This window comes from Acinetobacter sp. MYb10, from assembly GCF_002980175.2.
In the GTDB taxonomy this organism is placed as follows: Bacteria; Pseudomonadota; Gammaproteobacteria; order Pseudomonadales; family Moraxellaceae; genus Acinetobacter; species Acinetobacter guillouiae.
In genome coordinates, this window is the sequence record NZ_CP058272.1 from 1,551,130 (window position 1) to 1,569,989 (window position 18,860).

The window sequence follows — 18,860 nt, forward strand, 5'->3', positions numbered from 1 at the left end:
TTGAGGTTGAAAACATGCCTTTTTTTGGTTTTGTACCTTCTGAAGAACTATTAAAGAACATTCAGACCGGTATTGAGAAAAAAAACTCTAACGAACCACTTTACCCTTTACGTGATCAAACTGCCTTACTCATTAATGAAGAAATTATTGATACGCTTTTGATTGAACTTGTTCGTCGCTTCCCTGCAAGTGACAAACGAGATACTGCTGAAAAATTAGCAGGCTATGTCAAATCGACTGTTGCTGTGTTACTTAAACAATTATTAAGTAAAGCAGACAATGATGTGGTTCGTCAGTCTGTAGAGTTTTCAGAACGTAGTCTATTTAAAGATCCACAAGGTCAATTCCGTGTGGGTGTGAATTTAGACTCAAGTTTAGTCACCAATCTCAAAAATAGTTTTGCTGAAGTTCAAGCAAATGGGGATGTAAATCGCGCTGTATTGTCTGAACAATTCAAACAATTCTCAGATGCGACGATTAACCATTTTATGCGTGATTTTAATAAAACGCTGGATTTGGGTATGATCAAACGTAAAGCTGCGGATATTGGCGCGTCTGCTGTAGGCAAAGCAGTGCATATGGCAATTGATAAGTTGATTCCAAATTTAAATAAAGATGAAATCACAGCTGTTGCAGAATATTACGATACTTTATTTTTTAATTGATCGTTAAAATTCGATTGGATTTTTAAATATAAAAAATGCCCTTCTTCGTAAGGGCATTTTTTATAAAGTTACAGAGCTATGCTTTTAAGGATAATAATTAACCATTAAATTCATAAACTTAAAATCATTATAAAATACTATCCCTAGATCCTTCTAAGACCTTTTCAAATTCAAAACCATTTAATTCAATCTATTTAACCCACTATTTTCTAATTTAAATATTTCAACCTCAAAATAATCACAAAATTCAGGTCATAATTTTGTTGCAAAGTATTGATATTCATTGCCTTCGGAGGGGATTGTGATAGCATGCGCAAAACACATTTCCCGCACAAAATAGACCAATGGCACCAAGCTCTCAATATAAATTTTTACGTCAATCTCCTCGTGATGGTCTGAGTACTGCCATGATCCCCTCACGCTGGCAAAAACTCCATATTGACCCTTGGTTGAGCTTATTTCTAATTTTAAACGCGATGCTCGGTTTAACTGTCCTTTATAGTGCGTCTGCTCAAGATATGGGGCTGGTTTCCAAACAAGCCATGAGCTTTGGTATCGGTTTTCTCGTCATGTGTGGTTTAGCCCAAATTCCCCCTAAAGTTTATCAAGCTTTTGCCCCCTACTTTTATCTCTTCGGACTGGTCTGCTTAGTCGCTGTGAAAGTCTTTGGTGAGGTTCGCATGGGTGCTCAACGCTGGATAGGGATTCCTGGTTTTGGCAGTGTGCAACCCAGTGAGTTTTTAAAAATTGGTATGCCATTGATGATTGCATGGTTTTTATCCCGTAATCCTCTACCACCTAGTTTTAAAAATGTGTTTTTATCACTGATCATGATCGGCATTCCTTTTATCCTGATTGCAGAACAACCCGATTTAGGCACATCATTGCTCATCTTGGCCAGTGGGATTTTTGTGCTATTTCTGAGTGGTCTTTCTTGGAAAATGATTTTAGGTGCCGTGAGTGCTGTTGCAGTAGTAATTCCAGTCGCTTGGGAATTTCTACTACATGACTATCAACGACAACGTGTTTTAACTTTATTTAATCCAGAAGCCGATGCCTTAGGCACAGGCTGGAACATCATTCAGTCTAAAACAGCGATTGGTTCGGGTGGCTTTATGGGTAAAGGTTATTTGGAAGGTACTCAATCGCACTTACATTTTTTACCTGAAGGCCATACTGACTTTATTATTGCCGCATTTTCTGAAGAATTCGGTCTGATTGGTATCCTACTTCTGATCATCATTTACTTTTGTATTATCTTTAGAACCTTTCAAATGAGTTTACAATGCTTCCATAATTTTGGGCGCTTGGTTGCTGGTACTTTTGCTTTGTCATTTTTTGTTTATGTATTTGTAAATGCGGGCATGGTCAGTGGTATTTTACCTGTAGTCGGTGTGCCATTACCTTTTATGAGTTATGGTGGTACTGCAATTATTACTTTAATGGCCACTTTTGGCATTGTGATGTCTATACATACACATCGTTAATTTTTTATCATAAATAATTAGGAAATATAACCTATGTTTACTTTTGGGCTTTTACAGAAAGTTAAAAACATCACTTTTTGTGCAGCTGCATTTTCACTGACCAGTTTCTGCCAAGCCAATGATTTTGCCAGCAACCCTGAATACAATAATTTTAAAGCCAAAACCATGCAAACTTATGGTTTAAGTAGCGAACAAATTGATTGGGCAATGAATGGCTCACGCAATTTGCCCAATATCATCAGCATTATGGAACGACCAGGTGAAAGTAAGCCTTGGTATCAGTACAAAACTAATTTTTTAGCTGAAGGCACCATCCAACGTGGTGTGCGTTTTAAACAACAATATGCAGATACGCTAAATCGCGCAGAACAGCAGTTTGGGGTGCCTCAAGCAATCATCCTAGGCATTCTAGGGGTCGAAACAGGTTATGGTTCAAATAAGGGCTCCTTTATCACCCGTGATGCACTTGCAACCCTCGGTTTTGGTTATCCTCGCCGTGCGCAATATTTCCAAGATGAGTTGGGTGCTTTAATTGCATGGTCATATAAAGATGGCGTTCCGACCAATTCGATTGTTGGGTCTTATGCAGGTGCAGTAGGTTATCCGCAATTTATGCCAAGTAATGTGTCTAAATTTGGCGTGGACTACGATGGAAATGGTCATGTTGACTTACGTAACTCTGCGGTCGATGCGATTGGTTCGATTGCCAACTATCTGGCTCAACATGGCTGGCAGCGTGACCGCCCTATTGCGTTTTTAGCGCGTTATACAGGGAACAATCCTGAAGCAGTTATTGCAAAAGATTTAACTCAGCCTGTTCCCTATGGATCACTTAAAAATTTAGGGATTTCTCCATTAAATCCAATCGTCAAAATTGATGACTTAGATTTGGTTAATGTGATTCAATTACAGGACAGCAATGGCCCTATTTATTATATTACTTATCCTAATTTTCAAGTGATTACGACATATAATAGAAGCCGTATGTATGCCACCGCTTTATGGCTTTTAGGCACCGAAATTGTAAGTCGTTAAGACTTGCAATTTCCTAAACAATAAATAAGTCAAGATTTTTTTATGTTAATTTGATCACATTTAATACTTTTTTCATACCTTGTTACAATATTGGTTATTTTTTAATCAAAACCTGTAAGAATTTGTCCTTTTTGTAACTGTTTCTTAAATAATGCTAGACACATTTATTCCAGCTTGAATATTATCCTTTCCGTTAAATGCAGTTGCACAAGTGAATTTACAGACCTCTATGGTTAATTTTCAGCGACTTAGAAAGTTAAAATTGAGGTTCCAAGGAGTTAAACGATGCATGCTTCACTAAAATATATGATGGCCCTGACCATGGGTCTGAGTATGACGCAGGTCAACTCAGAAATGGTTCAGTCATCATACTTAAACAATGATTCGGATAGTTCGAGTCTAGCTTCTCGTGTGATTAGCAAAGATTCAACAAATTTCAACTCTCATTTTTCAAACCTAAACAGTTTGTCAATTACTGAACGTTCTGGCGATCAAGTCCGTCGTCAAACTATTGCAGCAAAGATTCAAGTTCCTGAAGATGAGCCTTCAGTAATTGATAAACTTAATGAAGTTGCTTCAAACACAGTTCGCAAATTTAGCCAAACTGGTGTTGCATCTTGGTACGGTCGTCAGTTCCACGGCCGTAAAACCGCAAGCGGTGATACATTCGATATGAATGATTTGACTGCTGCACACCGTAGCTTGCCATTAAACTGCTTTATTCGCGTAACCAATAAAGACAATGGTAAAAGCGTAGTGGTTAAAGTCAACGATCGTGGTCCTTTCCATGGTAACCGTGTACTTGACCTCTCTTACGGCGCTGCTAAGCGTTTAGGTATTACAAATTCAGGAACAGCACGCGTTAATATTGAACGCGTAGATGGTCCAAACTCGTAAATCACTGCATGCATTTAACAAAAGCTACTTTCCAGTGGCTTTTTTATTGCAAAAATAAAAATACAGATGTCCGAATTGCCCCCTTAACTTTCCAGTTGTGCCCCTTTTCTTTCAATGCATTCCAGATAAAATAAAATGCGAGTCGATACAGGATGTATCACTAAACAGAAAACGAAAACCGAAGTTTAAATTCTAAAAGTAAAAAAGTGAGCCATGCATGGACGTGAACAGCAAAACGCCAAACTTCGCGCATACCCCCCTCAGCAAAACCCAAAAAGTAATCGCACTTGGTTTTGCCACGCAAGGCTTGGGTTATGCCAGCGTCATGACTGCGCTTCCCACAATTAAAAGTCGATTCAGACTTTCAGATGATCAACTGTCGATTATTATCCTTGGCGTCTGTATTGCAGCAGCACTGGGTTCTATTTTGGCAGATCGACTCGCTGTAAAACTAGGTTCAAGGCTGGCTATTGTTATCGGCTTGCTATTTGAAGCCATCGGTATTGCAATTGCAGCATTTAGTCCCAGTGCCATGATCATGGTCGCTAGTTTTTTACTTTATGGGCTTGGACTTGGATGTTTAGATGCTGCATTGAATATGCAAGCTGTCATGATGGAACAAAAACTTGGAAAAAGCGCCTTAGGCGGTTTTTTTGCCTGTTATACCGCTGCTGCTTTCCTTGGTGCGTTAATCATGTCCGCGACAGTCTCAACCACACTTGGGGCAACAGCGGCATTGTGCATTGCTGTCATGATGTGTTTGATTACATCGCAAGTGTCAAAACGGTGGTTATTTCAACAAAAAGAAAATGCTGCCCTACACCCTCAACAACGATCACCAATTCCGCATAAACAATTGCTTATTTTTGGTGTGATCATTCTCATCGCCTTTACTGTCGACTCAGCAATCAGCACGTGGAGTTCAATTTATCTTAAAGATATTTTAGCAAGCTCAGCCACAGTCGCACCATTGGGTTATGCCGCTTACCAAATGGGTATTTTACTCACACGTTTAAGTCTAGATTATCTTTTAAAATTTAAAAGCGCTGCATGGGTTGCATTCATCACAACGCTGATTGGTGCAACAGGCTGTGCCATAGCTGGCTTAGGGCATTCATTGGCGATTGTCATTGCTGGTTTTGCACTGGCTGGTGTTGCGGTAGGCGCATTAGTCCCGCTGACATTTTCAGCAGCAGGTCGTCTAGATGAAAATCGACGCGATGAAATTATCGCACGGGTGAATATTTTTAATTATGGTGGGGCTGTAGCAGGAGCTGTGATTGTTGGCTTACTTGCTGCTCCTATCGGTTATGGTCCCTCATTTATTGGTTTAGCACTGGCACTGTTATCTGTGATTTATTTTAGAAAAAGATTTATTTAGGCTGTATATAAATAAAAAATCGTTTAGGATGAATCAAGATCATTGCTCAAATGCAAAAACACTTATCATTTTTTAAACACATATCAAACCTATACGCAGATCAAAATCTTTGCTAGGTTGAATAAAATAAACAATTCAATTCATCTGTTTTGAGCAATATTTAATAAAACAAAATTGGGGATTATTCATGTTTCAAATCAGTAGCCCATCAAAACTTGTCCGTGCAATTGTACCCATCATTTGCGTAATTGGTATCGGCTCGCTTACTGGCTGTACCACAGTATCTCCAACAAACACGAATACCCCTGCTGATCTTGCAACATTGACACAAACAAATACGCTATTTTACGGTGGCTCAATTTTAACCATGCAAGGCATGTCACCTCATTATGTCGAAGCGCTAGTGGTCAAGGATGGAAGAATTGTCTTTGCAGGTGATTTAAAACAAGCGCAAAAATTAAAACAAAAAAATACCCAAGAGGTTAACTTAAACAGTCATACCCTGCTGCCTGGTTTTATTGATGCACATAGCCATTTAAATAGTGTAGGTCTACAGCAAACTGTGGCAAATCTCTACCCTACGCCCGATGGTAATGTTTCAGATATTGCATCATTGATTCATGAACTTTCACTATGGCAACAAAACAATCCAGACTTTATCAAAGCAACCTCAGGCTGGATTATTGGAAATGGTTATGATGACGCCCAAATTAAAGAAAAACGACATCCTACAGCAGATGATTTAGATTTGGTTTCCACCAATCACCCAATTATTGTTTTACATCAGTCAGGACACTTAGCCTCTGTAAATCATAAGGCTCTTGAACTTTTAAACATCAATAAAAATACCCCAAATCCAACTGGCGGTATTATTCGCCGTAAAGCAAATTCTCAAGAGCCAAATGGTGTACTTGAAGAAGCTGCTGTTTTTTCAGCAATGGCAACTGCATTTAGTAAAGTTCCACCTGAAATCATGCAAAATATGGCAAAAACAGCACTGAATACCTATATCAAAAATGGCTATACCACTGTACAAGAAGGTCGTGCTGATCATGGTACAGCTGAATTATGGCGAAGTTTTGCGGCCATCAATCAATTGAATATTGATGTCGTGGTTTATCCAGATATCATCAATGAAAAAGAATACATGCTGAAAAATGGCAGTAGTCTCAATTATCAAAATCATTTTAGAATTGGTGGCGTTAAAATCAGTCTAGATGGCTCCCCACAAGGCAAAACCGCATGGCTAACGCAGCCTTACTTCATCCCACCAGAGGGAAAACCTAAAGACTATCGTGGTTATCCAGCCTACCCAGATACAAAAATGGTTCAAGATGCAATTAATCTGGCTTATAAGAACCATTGGCAAATTCTTGCACATGCCAATGGTGATGCTGCAATTGACCAATATCTCGCAACTATTGAAACAGCCAATGCACAATATGGCCAAGCAGATCGCCGCAATGTGATTATTCATGCGCAAACCATGCGTGAGGATCAATTAGATCAAGCCAAGAAATTAGGGCTTATTCCTTCGTTCTTCTCATTACATACTTATTACTGGGGCGATTGGCATAAACACGAAACACTCGGTGCAGAACGTGCCAACCGAATTTCTCCAACAGGTTCAGCATTAAGAAAAAATATGATTTTTACTGAACACCATGATGCTCCAGTCATCCCTCCTAAAAATATGATGGTGATTGATGCAACCGTCAATCGTACCACCCGTTCTGGAGATGTATTAGGTGAGGATCAAAAAGTCAGTCCTTATATTGCATTAAAATCAGTCACAGATTGGGCTGCATACCAATACTTTGAAGAAAAAGACAAAGGCACCTTAGAAAAAGGCAAATTAGCGGATCTTGTGGTGATAGATCAAGACCCATTAAAAGTGCCCACTCAAAAGATTAAAGACATCAAAATATTGGCAACTTATAAAGAAGGTCAATTGATTTATCAAAGTCCCCAATAAGGATCAGTAAGGGATGTAGAGATAGAACATGCTCAATTCGAAATTTTTAATCATACTATTGGGCCTAAGTGGTTTTGCTTATGGAGATATCGCTATTTTCAAAGCCACTTTTCCTGATCTAAAAACCAACCAAGCACCTCACCCACAACACCAACTTGAAAAACTTCCCGCAGCTACACTCATCAATAATGTAACAGTGGATACCTATATTGCTGCAATTCCCAATCCTTTTAACGATACAGGATTCTACAAAGATGATGCCGTCTGTAAGATCAACAATACCCAGCAAGTGAAATGTCAGTTCAGTTATACATTATCTGCGACTCAAGCAAAAAACTTTAAAATCATCTTACTGCCGGGTATTGGTCCTGTACTTGTCCCCCTATCATGGCAAGTGATCAGCACGGATATGGGACCTTCTGGCGTTGCGTATGCTGTGCTGGCAAGCCGTAAAAAAGATGAAGTCATCACCATTTATAATTCTTCCGCTTGTGTTGGCTGTGCCACGCATAACGCAAGTTTATATTTCCCCAATGTCAAAAAACTCAGTTTAGACAATGAATTTGGTGCCATTGAAGATAAAAATCGTCTGCTAAAGATCGTCAAAGCCAATAAAAATAAAGTGTATTTTAGCTATCAAATTCCCAACTATCCCAACAAAACACATGGGATCGCCTATTATGCCGATGAAAGTGATGGCAACGATGTCACCAATTTTCAGGAAATCAAAGTTACAGTTAAACAAGAACACCAAAGCTGGGCACGTGATATTTTAAATTTCTATCAGGCCACACATTGAAATCCCCCTGACCAGCACTGGGTTTTATTTAAAGCCGGTATTTTGACCAAAACATTATTCTGATTTATATTGTTTTCAGCAAAATAAATATAGCCAACCACATGCATGGAGCGCCAAATGAAAACAATCACCGAATGGTTTGATGAATATAGCGAAAGTCATCAAAACAAAACCAATAAAGCCATCCATTGGGCTTGTGTTCCCGCGATTTTATTTGCCATCATTGGGATTCTTGCACATTTTAGTGCTTTGCTTACCGCACTACTTCTGGTTCTTACCTTGGTTTTCTATGCCCGTTTGGATATTGTTCTTGCTGTAGCAATGAGCGCATTAATTGCAGTCATGGCATGGATCATTTACTTACTTCCTGTTGGTGTTGGTTTCTATATTGGGGTGTTTATTTTGGCTTGGATTGGTCAATTTTATGGTCACAAAGTCGAGGGTAAAAAGCCTTCTTTCTTTAAAGACCTTCAATTCCTCCTCATTGGCCCTGTATGGTGTATGGATGCCTATCTTGGTAAAGTACTACCCAAATGGAAAACACGCCAGAAACTGGCTTTTTAGCGCAAATAAAACAGAGGGAAAATCCAATTCGGCTTTTTCCTCCATTTTTTTCAATTTAACAGATAAAATAACCCGTAAAAGCACAATAAACTTAAAGCTAAATTGACTAGAATTTTCTTAGAAATAAGTGCTAAAACAACACAGATCATTGCTGTCAAAAAATAGGCATCCAAAGGCAATGCACGGAATTGGTCTCCATTAAAAAATACAATTGGTGCACAAATTGCAGTCAGCAAACATGGTGCTGAATACTGCAACATATTTCCAATCACACGAGGTAATTTCAGGGCGATTTTAGGTTCCAAGAAAAAGTAACGGTTAATCAATACAATGCCTGCCAAAGTTAACAATAAAGTCCATGTCATTTTGCTACGCCTATATTTTTTACTCCGACGATCTTTGCCGTACACATCGCACTAAACATCCCCAAAATCCCGGATAGCACAATGTCCCCTTCAAATTGAAAATATTTAAAAATACAGGCAGATAGTAAGGTACACATAACGCCTACCAAAGTTGCGCTATTTTTCACCATCGGCACAATAATCAAAATAAATACCGCAACAATTGAAAAATCTAAATGTAAGCTTTCTAAATTTGGAATTGATTTAGCCAGTACAATACCCAACACACTAAATAGGCACCAAGCCAAATAAAAACACAGCCCAGCACCAAACAAATAAGCAAAGCTGCGCTGTTTATCTTTGCCAATGCCGACAGCAAACAGTTCATCTGTCAGCAAGAAGCCAATTAATATACGTTGCTTAAACGGAAAACGACTGACATCTTGACGAAAATTAAGCGCATAAATTAAATGCTGACTGGTTAAGAAAAATACCGTAATCATAATCGTCAAGGCAGATGCATGTGACATGACTAAACCTAAACTTACCAACTGTGCTGCACCTGCAAATACAACAGCGGACATTGAGAATGCTTGTGCAAAGCTTAATCCAGCATTGATTGCCATTGAGCCAGCCAGAATACCCCAAGGCAGTACGGCGATAGATAAAGGTAAAATATCGACCACACCTTGGAAAAAAGCCTTTTTATTTTGCTTAGACTTCGGCGCAATCTCAGCAGTATAAGATTCAAATTGATCACTCATTTGCAAAATCCAAATCTAAGAATTTAATCAGTATCTTATAAATGCTCAGTGATCGCTTGGATGAAATTGCTATTTAGTGAGGGGTTGTGAGCGTTTAAATGGTTATTTCCGAATACATTTATTAAATATTTAAGGTACTTAAATATTGAGAAGGCGTAACCCCGACTGCTTTTTTAAAATGTCGATTAAAATGACTTTGATCTGAAAAACCACTATTTTGGGCAGTCATTGCAATACTCTGACCTTGTTTTAATAATTGGCGCGCTTTCTGTAAACGGACCTGAACCAACCAACTATGCGGTGGTAAGCCCGTATATTTTTTAAATTCACGTAAAAAATGCCAAGGGCTTAATCCTACATATGTCGCCAAATCAGTGAGCGAATAATCATGCTCAGGGAAGCTGCTTAATAAATCTTTAACTATTTCAACTTTCCGTTGTGCTTCTGGTAATTCAGCAGGTGTTAATTTGGCACGACCATAGCGACTGATTAAGCGAGCTAAAGTGGATAAATACATACTCTCTTTCAGTAAAGTATTTTCTTTTTGTTCTAATAAATCAAAAAGTAAACAGAGTTGCTGTGCCAATCCAACATCTTGCACAACTGCTTGTGGGAACCACGGTACGCTATTTTTAACACTAAAAAAATCTTGCCCTGCATCTAACAACATTTCTGGCGTTGGATAAATTGCACGATATTTCCAGCCTGACTCGACAGCAGATGAACCTGTATGAATTTCATCAGCATTGACTAATATAATGTCACCCTTCGGTGCTGTATGTAACTGCCCAGTCCGATAAAAACTCTGTGCACCATCTTCAATCACACCAATACAATAACCTTCATGCACATGCTTTGAAAATTGCTTATGGTGATACTGTGCTTTTAACAATTCTAATCCACCCAATTCTTTTAGGTGAAAGTAGCTTGCCCACTCCTGCATTTTTTCTATTCAGACTTTTGATAATAATTTAAAAATAGCATGTTTATAAAAAGCGTATAGAACAAAATTGCTATCTATACGTTTAAACAAGACCTAATCTTTTGTGCACCTAAGAAAATAACCAATAGATTACTGATAGGTTTTTCCATTATGTTTTAGCCAACCATCTTGATGACGACGGTTTGGATCATGGTGTGTCCAATGCATTACACCACCTTGATTACTATATTCATACTCGCCAAAAAATTCGACAGTATCACCTTTACGTAAATTATCTATGCGTGGTGCTAAATCAATATTATGCGCAACCAGTACAGTTAAGCCATTATCCAGTGCAAGAATAAATTTTTGATGACGTGAACCTTCATTATCATCACGCAACACAGCTTTTACTCGACCTATGGACTGTACTTGAACATTACTGAGTTTTGCATCATAGGCTTTTCGAATAACCTCAAGACCATTTTGATTTTGACTATTGGCAGACGGCTTATCGTTAAATTGGTTATCTTTACTTTGCTCATTCACATGCTGTGTATTGTCTTGTGAATGATTGTTTTGCTGATCGATCGATTCAACTTTAGAGGATTCAGTTGCTTGATTTTTTTGTTGATTAAGATCAACACCTAGATAAGCTGCGACGATCACTGCGATTACAGCACCAATACCAAGTTGAGTTTTATTTGCCATAAAGTTTGAGTCTAATCAATGTTCATTGTGGAATTATAAAAGAATAATCTTTTAGATATGTATGAATTAATTCTTCTGAATCTACTTCAATTAAATTACAGACAAAAAAAAACCCCTCTAAGGAGGGGTTTTCAATAATTATACTCAGTGAGTAAAAATTATTTAGCAGCCGCTTGAGCAGCCGCAACTTCTTCTGCAAAGCTCATTTCAGCTTTCTTCTCAATACCTTCACCCACTTCGAAGCGAACGAATTGAGCTACAGTTGTTGCAGTCGCTTTCAATACTTCAGCAACTTTTTTGTCGTTGTCGATTACGTATTGTTGACGCTCAAGAACAACTTCGTTCAAGTATTTTTCAACTGAACCAGTCACCATTTTTTCAACGATGTTTGCTGGCTTACCAGATTCAATCGCTTTAGCTTCAGCAATTTCTTTCTCTTTCGCGATAAGATCAGCAGAAACATCTTCAGCAGTTACAGCAACTGGGTTGAACGCAGCAACGTGCATTGCAATACCTTTACCAGTTTCAGCAGAACCTGTGTAAGAAACAACAACACCGATTTTTAAACCGTGTTTGTAAACTGCAAGGTTTTCACCTTCAACAATTGCAGCACGACGAACTTGGATGTTTTCACCGATTTTTTGAACAAGCGCAATACGAGCTTCTTCAACAGTTGAACCATCTTCAAGTTTCAATTCAGCAATTTGAGCAGCATCAGTTACACCAGCAGCAAGTGCAGCAGCAGCAACTTTCGCAGAGAAACCAGCAAAGTTTTCGTCTTTCGCAACGAAGTCAGTTTGACAGTTTACTTCTAAAAGAATTGCTTTATTACCTTCTTGAGCAATTGTGATCGCGCCATCAGCAGCAATGTTACCAGCTTTTTTAGCTGCTTTTGCTTGACCTGATTTACGAAGATTATCAATCGCTAATTCGATGTCACCGTCTGCTTCTGTTAATGCTTTTTTGCATTCCATCATTGCAAGACCAGTACGGTCACGTAATTCTTTTACCATGCTCGCAGTAACTGCAGTCATGTTGTTCTCCTAAATACGGTAGAATATGAATCTGTTCAACAAAAACGGCCCAAAGGTTCCTCTGGGCCGCTTTGCTTTCTCGACGCTCAATTTGTCATCATTTTAAATCACAAAAATGACAAGCTTGCGTCAAAACGCATTAAGCCTCAGGAGCTTCTTTCGCAGCTTCTTCGCCTTTAGCTTGAGCATTCGCTTGAGTTTGAGCGTATTCTTTACCAGCAAGAATTGCATCAGCCATTGCAGAAGCATAAAGTGTAACAGCACGGATCGCATCGTCATTACCAGGAATAACGAAATCTACGTTATCTGGGTTAGAGTTTGTATCAACGATACCGATTACTGGAATACCAAGGTTTTTAGCTTCTTTAATCGCGATTGCTTCGTGATCAACGTCGATGATGAACAATGCGTCAGGTAAACCACCCATGTTCTTAACACCGCCTAAAGAGCGTTCAAGTTTTTCCATTTCACGAGCGCGTTCTAATGCTTCACGTTTAGTAAGTTTAGCAAAAGTACCATCTTGTGATTGAGTTTGAAGATCTTTCAAACGGTTGATTGACTGACGAAGAGTTTTCCAGTTAGTCAACATACCACCCAACCAACGGTGATCAACATAAGGCTGACCAGCGCGTTGAGCTTGTTCACGAATGATGTTAGAAGCAGCACGTTTTGTACCAACGAACAATACTTTGTTCTTTTTGCTTGCTAGATTGTTAACAAAATTCAAAGCATCATTTAACGCAGGAACAGTATGTTCAAGGTTGATGATGTGAATACGGTTACGCGCACCAAAAATGTATTGACGCATTTTTGGGTTCCAGAAGCGAGTTTGGTGACCAAAGTGCGCGCCAGCTTGAAGAAGGTCGCGCATGCTTACGTTGTAATCTGCCATTTTCTTTACCTTAAAAGTTTGGGTTAGGCCTCCATATGTCCGCATTCTCCACCCTTTCAGGCACCCAGAGTAATGTGACGACATATGTGCGGATTTTTAAATTACCCTTATCAATATTTCCATAAACCATTCACAAAGAAAGTCACAGAAAGCATTTGATAAATTGGGCGGCTATTTATACCATAGTCACATACAAATTTCCAAAAGTTTTTAAAGATCATGAACAGTACTTACGAAGCACCACGTCGATTAATCAAAACCGCAGATGAAATTGAAAAGATGCGTGTTGCAGGTCGATTGGCTGCAGAAGTTTTGGATATGATCAAACCGCATATCAAACCAGGTGTTAGTACACTTGAATTGGATACGATTTGTCATGACTATATTGTCAACAAACAAGACGCTATACCTGCATGTTTAGGTTATGGTGCTGCGCCTGGTCGCCCTGCATTCCAACATGTGATTTGTACTTCTGTAAATCATGTGGTATGTCACGGCATTCCATCTGCGAGTAAAATTTTAAAGAAAGGCGATATTCTCAATATTGATGTCACTGTGATTAAAGATGGTTATCACGGCGATACCAATATGATGTATGTGGTTGGTGGTGAAACATCGATTATTGCTGAACGTTTATGTAAAGTTGCTCAAGAAGCAATGTACCGTGGTATGGAAACGGTGAAACCGGGCTCAACCATTGGTGATATCGGCGCAGCGATTCAAAAATATGTTGAATCAGAACGCTTTAGTGTAGTGCGTGAATACTGTGGTCATGGTATTGGTACGGTATTCCATGATGAGCCTCAAGTCCTTCACTATGGTCAACCTAATTCAGGCATGGTTTTGGAAGAAGGCATGACCTTTACCATTGAGCCGATGGTCAACGCTGGTGTTTGGCAAACACGTTTAATGGGTGATAAATGGACGGTGGTGACCAAAGACCATAGTCTTTCAGCTCAATATGAACATACCCTGCTGGTGACCAAAGACGGTGTAGAAGTTTTAACCGCACGCCCTGAAGAAGATCTATCTCGTTTTCAAAAATAACGAAAGTCATTGACTAAAATGACTTATGCTGCTTAACAAAAGGTCATATTTATATGGCCTTTTTTTATGGCTTGAGTTTTCCCTTGTCTGCCAAGTCAATGTTTTATCATTATTTTTAACCGAGACCATGACCTATTTTTAGCATGTAATATCATGACAACATGATTACAGTTGTATTACATTTATAAACTTATGATAAATAAAACATTAAAAAAAGAACATTCACTTAAAAAAAGCCTTTGTAAAGACTACATTAATTAACAGCAAAAACTTCTAATAATAAAAACGCATAAAAATTAGTATCAATTACGGACATGGAGTCCAAACCTATGAAAAAATCATTACTTTGCATCATGACCTCATGCATGACTTTACCCATGATGGCGCATGCAGATTCACCTTATTTTAGTCTGAAAGATGGTGATGGATTTAAACGCTTTTCTGTTTCAGCAGGTTGGCTACATGCAATGCCACAGGGTAACGCTAATCCTATCAAAGTGAATACTGCCGTTGCAGAAGGAACACAATCTAAAGTAGGTGATATTTCTAAAAAAGCAGTTTTAGACGCAGCAGTTAAAGAATCCAATCCTTTTCTTTATGGCGCAATCGGCCTTTTGGGTGACACGATTCCTGGCGCTTTAACGGGCACAGCCACAGTCAATGGTCTATCCAGTTGGACCTCTGAAGGCACTGGTCTAACAGCAAAAGATGTTGATACTTTTGGTCTGATGGGAAATTACTACTTCACTGATAATCTTTCATTAGAGTTTAAAGCAGGTGTTCCGCCTAAAGTTGAGATAGAAGGCAAAGGCCAAATCTATGCACCATTGACCGGTAAAGATTCTACACCACTTGGCAGTATTGACTTGAAAAAAGATATTGCAATTACTGATTTAACAAAACATTCAAAAGCAGCATCTGCAACTGCTTGGTTGCCAGCGGCAGAACTACATTATCAATTTGGTAAATCTGGTGTAAATAAACTTCGGCCTTATGTTGGTGTAGGTGTCATGTATGCACATTTTACTCACCTAAAAGTCGATAATGGCGTAAAAGACGATCTGATTGCAGCAGGTCACATGATCCAGAACGTATTAGATGGACAGGCTGGAGCAGCACTAGATGGCAAAAAATCATCTGCAAATCCTGTAGTTAAAGTAGAAGCAGATGATGCTTGGGCACCAATGGCAACACTGGGTGCAACCTATGATTTTAATGATCGCTGGTTTGGAGTAGGCTCTGTCACTTATGCACCAATGAGTAGTGATGCGACCATTACCATTTCAGACTCAAATACCAACAAACAACTTGTCACAGCCAAAACCAAAATTGATATTGATCCTCTGATTACTTATGTTGGTGTGGGTTATCGCTTCTAAAAGCTAAATTTATTTTCATTAAATTGTGCTGACTGATCACTAAAATTTATCGATTGATAAATTTTTATTCTATCGCTAAGTCCCATTGAATCATCTACAATTCTCATATGATGATTCAATGGATAGCTTATGTCAGTACAACAGGACGACACGCGTTTCTCTAAACCACTCATTTATATGCTTATTGGAAGTGCTTTTATTCTGGCACTCTCTTTAGGTGTACGTCACGGTTTTGGGCTTTATCTTGTACCCATGAGCCATGAGTTTGGTTGGAGTCATCAGGTTTTTAGTTTAGCCATTGCCATACAAAATCTATTCTGGGGCGCAGTACAACCTTTTACTGGTGCGCTTGCAGATAGGTATGGAAGTAAGAAGATTGTTGCGATAGGCGGGGTGCTCTACACCATTGGCCTATTGTTAATGTCTATCAGTTCAAATGTGCTGTTACTGGATATCAGTGTTGGCTTAATTATCGGCTTAGCTCTCTCTGCAACATCATTCTCGGTATTACTTTCAGCCGTAGGACGAGCAGCGCATCCAAGCAAGCGTAGTATGGCAATGGGTATTGCCAGTGCAGCAGGTTCATTTGGGCAATTCATTATGTTGCCAACCACCCTGCTTCTCATTAAAAACTTCGGCTGGTCATCTGCGCTGGTCATTACAGCAATCCTCATCGTGTTGATTGTTCCATTGGCATGGATGCTTAAAGCTCCTATGTATGTACCGCCAAATGCAATTAAACAAGCGATAAAACCCAATTTAAGCTTTAAACAGATTCTTAAAATTGCCTTTCAGCATAAACCCTTTTTATGGTTGGCCTTTGGTTTCTCAGTGTGTGGGTTCCAAGTGGTTTTTTTAGGCATTCACCTGCCGGGTTATTTGATTGATCATGGTTTTGATGCCTCCACAGGAACGATCTTTCTCGCATTGGTTGGTCTATTTAATATTATCGGAACCTATACCGCTGGTTGGCTTGGTGGTAAGTATTCCAAACCGCATCTGCTTATGGGTTTATATGGTTTACGTGGCATTGCGATTGTTGCCTTTCTCATGCTGCCTTTAAGTATTTGGACTGTTTACGCCTTTGGTATCGTTATGGGGATCTTATGGCTTTCGACTGTACCCCTAACCAATGGTATTGTGGCCAATATGTTTGGTGTGAAATACTTAACCATGCTAAGCGGTCTGGTGTTTTTCACTCACCAAATCGGTTCTTTTTTTGGTGGATGGCTAGGCGGTTTAAATCATGATATAACGGGTAACTACAACATCATTTGGGGATGCTCAATTGCCTTGTGTATAGTCGGTGTTATTGTGCATTTCTTTGTTAATGAAGAGGCTGTGGTTAATGACTAACTCATTCTCGTGGTTCAAGCTCAGTATCTGGTTGGTTATTGTTATTCTGTTCGGGCTGTCAAGTATGCTGTGGTTGAACACGCCTGAATTATTTGAATATTTTAATATGGCTTTTTGTGCGCATTAATTTGAACTGAATTTCACGACCTAAACGTTTGAGCTGATTCTCAGTGCTATTGATTCAAAAACGGTCAATAAAAGCTGTCAGACAATCGTGCTTATGGCAGCTTTTTAAAATTCACTATTCAGTCTTTATCTTTTTAAATAAAAAAGTTCACACATTAAAAAGACCATTTCACAATGGTCTTTTTAATGATCAATACTCGATGACCTTAAGCTGATTTGCGTGAGTTCACTCGTCCTTGAATCACCGCTTTGATATTATTTTTTGCATAATTAAAGAAAACCTTGAGTGGAGAAAGCTTAGGATTTGGCTTCTTCCCTTCACCAATTGCTTTAAACTGAGCGGCATACCACAGGATTTCCATGATCGCCATTTTATCAACAAAAGGAATACCCGTTTTGATCTGCTCTACTGCATATCGAACGTCCTGACCTGCAATCAAGTTGTTGCTGACTTCAGGTTCTACCGCAAGAGGACGTGCAATCCCAATAAATTCACACGCACCACTGTCTAAAGCCGCATTCATACCTTGTGCTGTACGGAAACCACCTGTCACCATAAGATGACATTTGACTTCTTTACGAATTTTTTCTGCAAAATCTAAGAAATATGCTTCACGTGCAATCGTACTTTGCTTACGTTTATCCGCTTTTGCGCCTGCCATTGCTGGTGCTTCATAGGTACCACCAGAAATTTCGATCAAATCGATCCCTGCTGTATCAATGGCTTTAAATACTTGAACCACTTCTTCTTCTGTGATTCCACCACGCTGGAAATCTGCAGAGTTCAGTTTGACTGAAATAATAAAGTTTTCTGAGGTTTTAGCACGCACTGCAGCATAAATTTCTAATAAGAAACGCATACGGTTTTCAATTGAACCGCCCCATTGATCTTGACGTTTATTGGTCAATGGTGAAAGAAATTGACTGATTAAATAACCATGTGCACCATGTAACTGTACACCTTCAAAACCTGCTTTTTCACAGATCCGTGCAGCTTCAGCAAATCGTTGAATAATATCTAAAATTTCTGCTTCATTAAGTGCACGTGGCGTACCAAATGTCGTTGCCAACATTGGACTAAAAGGCACTGCTGAAGGCGCGACAGTTTCTTTATTGAGTCCTTTTGGACACTGGCGACCTGGATGTGATAACTGAATCAATTGTACCATCCCGTGCTTTTTACCCACATTTGCCCATTCAGTCAGTTTGGCAAGATCACGTTCAGTTTCAACTACAACAACACCTGGCTCATTCTTCGCACGGAAATCAACCATCACATTCCCCGTAATGGCACAACCCAAGCCGCCTTTCCCCCAAGCATCATATAAACCTAAATGCAATTGGTTCGGTTGCCCTGCATGGTTGGCCAATGCTTCACTCATCGCACCTTTAATGATTCGGTTTTTAAATCGCGTGTTTTTTATTTCTAATGCTTGTGCAAGATGGCTCATGGTCAAATCTCTTTAGTGATTAGAGCTTTTA

At 39.1% G+C, this 18,860-nt stretch carries 18 protein-coding genes; 11 read left to right on the forward strand and 7 right to left on the reverse strand.

Annotated elements, in window-relative coordinates; genetic code table 11:
- Positions 1 to 14: 14 nt before the first annotated feature.
- The 8 genes from CQZ96_RS07235 to CQZ96_RS07270 all read left to right on the forward strand — a co-directional run bounded on the left by CQZ96_RS07235 (position 15) and on the right by CQZ96_RS07270 (position 8,803).
- Complete coding sequence (locus CQZ96_RS07235; protein ID WP_105714529.1) at positions 15 to 665, forward strand: hypothetical protein; 651 nt, start codon at positions 15 to 17, stop codon at positions 663 to 665.
- Positions 666 to 1,009: 344 nt separating this feature from the next.
- The gene (rodA, locus tag CQZ96_RS07240) at positions 1,010 to 2,152 is read left to right on the forward strand and encodes a rod shape-determining protein RodA (RefSeq protein WP_004722007.1); all 1,143 of its coding nucleotides are present in this window, start codon (positions 1,010 to 1,012) and stop codon (positions 2,150 to 2,152) included.
- Between the two features lie 33 nt (positions 2,153 to 2,185).
- Complete coding sequence (gene mltB / locus CQZ96_RS07245) at positions 2,186 to 3,187, forward strand: lytic murein transglycosylase B (protein WP_004820018.1); 1,002 nt, start codon at positions 2,186 to 2,188, stop codon at positions 3,185 to 3,187.
- Between the two features lie 285 nt (positions 3,188 to 3,472).
- Complete coding sequence (locus tag CQZ96_RS07250) at positions 3,473 to 4,084, forward strand: septal ring lytic transglycosylase RlpA family protein (RefSeq protein ID WP_004722011.1); 612 nt, start codon at positions 3,473 to 3,475, stop codon at positions 4,082 to 4,084.
- A gap of 217 nt (positions 4,085 to 4,301) precedes the next feature.
- A complete protein-coding gene (locus tag CQZ96_RS07255) occupies positions 4,302 to 5,465 on the forward strand; it encodes an MFS transporter (protein ID WP_105714530.1) in 1,164 nt (387 codons plus the stop codon).
- Positions 5,466 to 5,652: 187 nt separating this feature from the next.
- The gene (locus CQZ96_RS07260; RefSeq protein WP_105714531.1) at positions 5,653 to 7,440 is read left to right on the forward strand and encodes an amidohydrolase; all 1,788 of its coding nucleotides are present in this window, start codon (positions 5,653 to 5,655) and stop codon (positions 7,438 to 7,440) included.
- A 28-nt stretch (positions 7,441 to 7,468) separates the two neighbouring features.
- Positions 7,469 to 8,239, forward strand: a complete 771-nt coding sequence (locus CQZ96_RS07265; RefSeq protein ID WP_105714532.1) for a DUF4850 domain-containing protein — start codon at positions 7,469 to 7,471, stop codon at positions 8,237 to 8,239.
- A gap of 117 nt (positions 8,240 to 8,356) precedes the next feature.
- On the forward strand, positions 8,357 to 8,803 hold the full coding sequence (locus CQZ96_RS07270; protein WP_105714533.1) for a DUF962 domain-containing protein: 447 nt from the start codon (positions 8,357 to 8,359) through the stop codon (positions 8,801 to 8,803).
- Between the two features lie 50 nt (positions 8,804 to 8,853).
- On the opposite strand, the gene CQZ96_RS07275 is transcribed toward CQZ96_RS07270, so the two are convergent.
- The 6 genes from CQZ96_RS07275 to rpsB all read right to left on the reverse strand — a co-directional run bounded on the left by CQZ96_RS07275 (position 8,854) and on the right by rpsB (position 13,470).
- Positions 8,854 to 9,168 (reverse strand): AzlD domain-containing protein, encoded by a 315-nt coding sequence (locus tag CQZ96_RS07275; RefSeq protein ID WP_056516140.1) that lies wholly within the window; start codon positions 9,166 to 9,168, stop codon positions 8,854 to 8,856.
- Positions 9,165 to 9,911 carry an AzlC family ABC transporter permease gene (locus tag CQZ96_RS07280; protein ID WP_105714534.1) on the reverse strand — a complete coding sequence of 249 codons (747 nt, stop codon included), beginning with the start codon at positions 9,909 to 9,911 and terminating at the stop codon, positions 9,165 to 9,167. The genes CQZ96_RS07275 and CQZ96_RS07280 overlap by 4 nt, the downstream gene beginning before the upstream one ends.
- Before the next feature lie 121 nt (positions 9,912 to 10,032).
- The gene (locus CQZ96_RS07285) at positions 10,033 to 10,854 is read right to left on the reverse strand and encodes an AraC family transcriptional regulator (RefSeq protein WP_004722023.1); all 822 of its coding nucleotides are present in this window, start codon (positions 10,852 to 10,854) and stop codon (positions 10,033 to 10,035) included.
- 129 nt (positions 10,855 to 10,983) lie between these two features.
- Positions 10,984 to 11,544 (reverse strand): DUF3465 domain-containing protein, encoded by a 561-nt coding sequence (locus CQZ96_RS07290; RefSeq protein WP_105714535.1) that lies wholly within the window; start codon positions 11,542 to 11,544, stop codon positions 10,984 to 10,986.
- A 158-nt stretch (positions 11,545 to 11,702) separates the two neighbouring features.
- Positions 11,703 to 12,578: a translation elongation factor Ts gene (tsf, locus tag CQZ96_RS07295; protein ID WP_004722025.1), complete on the reverse strand. Its 876-nt coding sequence runs from the start codon at positions 12,576 to 12,578 to the stop codon at positions 11,703 to 11,705.
- 139 nt (positions 12,579 to 12,717) lie between these two features.
- A complete protein-coding gene (gene rpsB, locus CQZ96_RS07300) occupies positions 12,718 to 13,470 on the reverse strand; it encodes a 30S ribosomal protein S2 (RefSeq protein ID WP_004722027.1) in 753 nt (250 codons plus the stop codon).
- Positions 13,471 to 13,689: 219 nt separating this feature from the next.
- On the opposite strand from rpsB, the gene map reads away from it, so the two are divergent.
- The 3 genes from map (at position 13,690) to CQZ96_RS07315 (ending at position 17,252) form a co-directional block, all read left to right on the forward strand.
- The gene (gene map, locus CQZ96_RS07305) at positions 13,690 to 14,517 is read left to right on the forward strand and encodes a type I methionyl aminopeptidase (RefSeq protein ID WP_004722029.1); all 828 of its coding nucleotides are present in this window, start codon (positions 13,690 to 13,692) and stop codon (positions 14,515 to 14,517) included.
- 329 nt (positions 14,518 to 14,846) lie between these two features.
- The gene (locus CQZ96_RS07310; protein ID WP_004722031.1) at positions 14,847 to 15,896 is read left to right on the forward strand and encodes an OmpW family outer membrane protein; all 1,050 of its coding nucleotides are present in this window, start codon (positions 14,847 to 14,849) and stop codon (positions 15,894 to 15,896) included.
- Between the two features lie 129 nt (positions 15,897 to 16,025).
- The gene (locus CQZ96_RS07315; protein WP_105714536.1) at positions 16,026 to 17,252 is read left to right on the forward strand and encodes an MFS transporter; all 1,227 of its coding nucleotides are present in this window, start codon (positions 16,026 to 16,028) and stop codon (positions 17,250 to 17,252) included.
- Positions 17,253 to 17,584: 332 nt separating this feature from the next.
- Here the strand turns inward: CQZ96_RS07315 and CQZ96_RS07320 are convergent, their stop codons facing one another.
- Positions 17,585 to 18,829, reverse strand: coding sequence for an NADH:flavin oxidoreductase/NADH oxidase family protein (locus CQZ96_RS07320; protein WP_034614284.1), 1,245 nt, complete (start codon positions 18,827 to 18,829; stop codon positions 17,585 to 17,587).
- Between the last annotated feature and the right edge of the window lie 31 nt (positions 18,830 to 18,860).